Annotated in this window: 2 protein-coding genes and 1 pseudogene; 2 read left to right on the forward strand and 1 reads right to left on the reverse strand. The window is 60.1% G+C overall.

The annotated features are described in order from the left end of the window. Both NW846_RS12225 and NW846_RS12230 read left to right on the forward strand, forming a co-directional pair. Window positions 1–818 (forward strand): annotated as a pseudogene (locus tag NW846_RS12225) (FAD-binding oxidoreductase); the annotation flags it as partial. A 299-nt stretch (window positions 819–1117) separates the two neighbouring features. After that, window positions 1118–1507: a hypothetical protein gene (locus NW846_RS12230; protein ID WP_414347084.1), complete on the forward strand. Its 390-nt coding sequence runs from the start codon at window positions 1118–1120 to the stop codon at window positions 1505–1507. Between the two features lie 62 nt (window positions 1508–1569). On the opposite strand, the gene treZ is transcribed toward NW846_RS12230, so the two are convergent. Continuing rightward, window positions 1570–3396 carry a malto-oligosyltrehalose trehalohydrolase gene (gene treZ, locus NW846_RS12235; protein ID WP_414515928.1) on the reverse strand — a complete coding sequence of 609 codons (1827 nt, stop codon included), beginning with the start codon at window positions 3394–3396 and terminating at the stop codon, window positions 1570–1572. Window positions 3397–3628 lie beyond the last annotated feature (232 nt).

Raw genomic sequence — 3628 nt, forward strand, 5'->3', positions numbered from 1 at the left:
ACGGCTACCAGCCCTTTTGGGAAGCTTTCCCCGCCCGCGATGGGCGCACCACCTATCTGTTTACCTACTGCGACCGGGATCCCCGGCGGCCTAGTCTAGAGCAGCTCTGGCGGGATTACTGCCGGCTGCTGCCAGCCTACCAGGGGGTGGAGCTGGCCCAAATCCGCTGGGTGCGCAAGCTATGTGGCGTTTTCCCCGCCTACCGCCGCAGCCCGCTGCAACTGCCCTGGGATCGCCTGTTGGCAGTGGGGGACAGCAGTGGCAGCCAGTCTCCCCTCAGCTTTGGCGGCTTTGGCGCCATGTTGCGCCACCTGGATCGCCTACAGCAGGGGATCCACGAGGCCCTGGCGCAACGGCAGTTGAACCAGGCAGCCCTGGCCCTGCTGCAACCCTACCAGCCCAACTTGGCCGTGACCTGGCTATTTCAGAAGGCCATGATCCCCCCTCTGCAGAACAAAAGTTGGGATCCCAATAGCATTAACCGCCTGTTGAGCAGGGTGTTTGCGGCCATGGTTGCCGCTGGCCCCCAGGTGGTGCAGCCCTTTTTGCAGGATGTGGTGCAGTTTGGCGGCTTGGCCCAGGCCCTGTGGGGGGTGACGCGTCGGGATCCCAGCTTGGTAGCCAGACTTTTGCCTCGGTTGGGGTTGCCGGAGCTGGTGGTATGGGCGGGCCACTTTGGCGCCCTTGGCCTCTACGAGCTGCTGCAAAGGCTAACAGATCGTCCGGAGCCGGAAACCAACCCCCAGGACTACTTCTGGAAGCGGCGCCGCGAGGCTTGGCGCTACGGCTGCGGTCAAGATTACAAGTTATTTCCATAGTGATTCTGTAGATATTCTATCTGAAAATAGGGGCTTTGAACGAGCTTGAGACGTTCCCCTGACAATCTGCACCGCCGAGGCCCTAACTCGCAGTTTTTATCTCATTAGGAAGAGGAAAGTTGAGAGCCAAGGAGCGGTTGCACTACTGTAATTCAACATAGCTGCAATCAAGACACTCAAGAGATATCGAAACATTGTCAATGTGATCAAGCTCACCATTACGTTTCATGACGTTTGATATCCATAGTGGAAGAGTTGGGAATTCTTTATCCATCCACTCGTCAGTGTAGGAGTTAGCCATGGTTATTCTCGACTACAGCGATGCAGAGAGTGGCTTCTGGGCTTCGACTCCTCAGGGTTTGGTGGAGGTGATCAGGTTTCAGAATCACTTCTACGCCCGTCGGCAAGTGTACAAACGCGCCCAAGACGCGATATCTGCCTGTCGCGCCGACATTGAAAGGGGATTTCTTAGCATTGTGGTGCAGTTTGAGAATCACGCGGAAGTGTGGGCTCAACTGTCGCCGGGCGTACCCGTGCAGTCCCAACCAGAGGCTGCTCCTACGGGCAACCCTGCCAAGCCCAAGCTGACCTATCGCGGCCAACCGGTGAGCAAACCTTCCCGAAATCCCAGCCTCGACCGCAGGCCCTTGCCTGACTCCCTCTATTTCCGCGGCGCGAAGATCGGCTAGACCGTTTCCGTTTGCCAGGTCTGGAGCGGTCGAGATTTCCCTTCTGGCCGCAGCCATCTGCGTTAGCGGTGCAAAGCACCATAGAGGCCCACCCCATAGCCCAGTACCTCAACCGGATCCCCTTGGCTTTCTGCCGGCAGTTGGGATCCCTTTCCCAACCACTGGGCCTCGTGGCTATCCAAAAGCTTCTCCCAGGTGCCGCCGGGCCAATGGGCATAGGTGACCGCCTGATTGGGGCTGAAGTTGAAAAGGGCAAGCAAAGCCTGGGATCCCTGGCGGCGGTGCAGGGCCAAGCCAGAGCCGGAAAACAGCTCCACTTCCACCCCCTCCCGCTCTAGGTGCTGGAGGGCCGGTTGGGTTTTGCGCAGCCGGATCAGGGTCTGGTACCACTTCCAGAGAACCTGGTGGTGACCGGCCTCCTTCAACTCCCAGTTCAGCTTGGAGCGCAAGAAGGTCTCCTCTGCCTGGGGATCCGGGGGCTCGCCCTGCCAGGCAAAGGCGCTGAACTCGCGGCGGCGTCCCTGTCGTACCGCTTCCACCAAATCGGGATCCCCGTGGCTGACAAAATACAGAAATGGCGCCACTTCCCCATACTCTTCCCCCATAAATAGCAGCGGCAGCATGGGAGCTAGCAGCAGGGCAGCGGCAGCCAATTTGAGGCCCTCGAAAGAGGTGAGCTGGCTAAGGCGCTCTCCCAGCCTGCGGTTGCCCACCTGGTCGTGGTTTTGGATGCAGATTACAAACTGGGATCCCGGCCTGCCGATGGCGGAATTGCCGTGGCGCCTGCCGCGGTAGGGGGAGTACTGGCCGGAATAGACGTAGCTTTCGCGGTAGGCCTTGGCTAGGTGCTCCAATTGGCCAAAGTCTTGGTAGTAGCCTGTCTTTTCCCCAGTAAGCAGGGTGTGAACCGAGTGATGAAAGTCGTCGCACCACTGGGCGTCTAGCCCGTAGCCCCCCTGCTCGCGGGGGGTGATGAGGCGGACATCGTTGAGGTCGCTTTCCGCTACCAGAACCCTAGGCCAGCCGCTGCGCGCTTCTAGGGCATCTACCCGCTCCGCCAATTCTTGCAAAAAAGGGTGGGCGCTGAAGTCGTAGATGGCGTGCACCGCGTCCAGCCGCAGGCCGTCCAGGTGAAACTCCTCTAGCCAGTACTCGGCATTTTGCAGGAAAAACTCCCGCACGCCGTCGGAGGAGCGGTCGTCGAAGTTGAGGGCCTCTCCCCAAGGAGTGCGGTACTTGTCGGTGAAGTAGGGGCCAAAGTCCCGCAGGTAGTTCCCCTCCGGCCCCAGGTGGTTGTAGACCACATCCAAAACAACCGCCAGGCCCTGCTGATGGCAGGCGTTGACCAGTGCTTTCAGGCCCGCTGCTCCCCCATAGCTGGCCTGCACGGCATAGGGATAGACGCCGTCATAGCCCCAGTTGCGCTCCCCCGGAAACTGGGCCACCGGCATCAGCTCCAGCACGTTGACCCCCAGCTCCACCAGGTGCGGCAGGCGAGGGATCAGGGCGGCAAAGGTGCCCTCTGGGGTAAAGGTGCCTACATGGAGCTCGTAGAGGATCCACTGGGAGAGCGGGATCCCCCGCCAGCCCTGATCCTGCCAGTCGAAGTGGGGATCCACCACCCGCGATGGGCCGTGGACGCCGTAGGGCTGGCAGCGGGAAGCGGGATCTGGCCGCTCCACCACCCCCGCTGCGGTGTGCAGACGGTAGAGGTAGTCCACCGGCCCCGGCGGGATCCCCTCCACCTCCGCCTGCCAATAGCCCTGCTCCTCCTGCTTGAGAGGGATAACCTGTTGGACAGGGCTGATTATCTTCAGCTCCACTTGTTCGACTAAGGGCGCCCATACCGAGAAGCGATAGCGGCCCTGCCCCAAGGGATAGGCGCCCATCCGTCCGAGCGGAGGAGAAGTCTGAAGCACGAAACCTGTCTGCACAACTTGGCTTCTACTATAGCGCCTTGCTCCCCTACACAAAAGGATAGCTTGGTAGCCCCGTACTTTAGCACGGGGCGGAAAAGCCCTTGAGCAACTTTAGTTGCTTCTTTTAGCTAGTACAGAGCTTCTCCAGGAAAACGACCTACTGCGGTGCAAAACCCGCGCGGCAATAACTAACCTGGAGGAA

The sequence above is a fragment of the Synechococcus sp. W60.3 genome (genome assembly GCF_047502615.1).
In the GTDB taxonomy this organism is placed as follows: Bacteria; Cyanobacteriota; Cyanobacteriia; order Thermostichales; family Thermostichaceae; genus Thermostichus.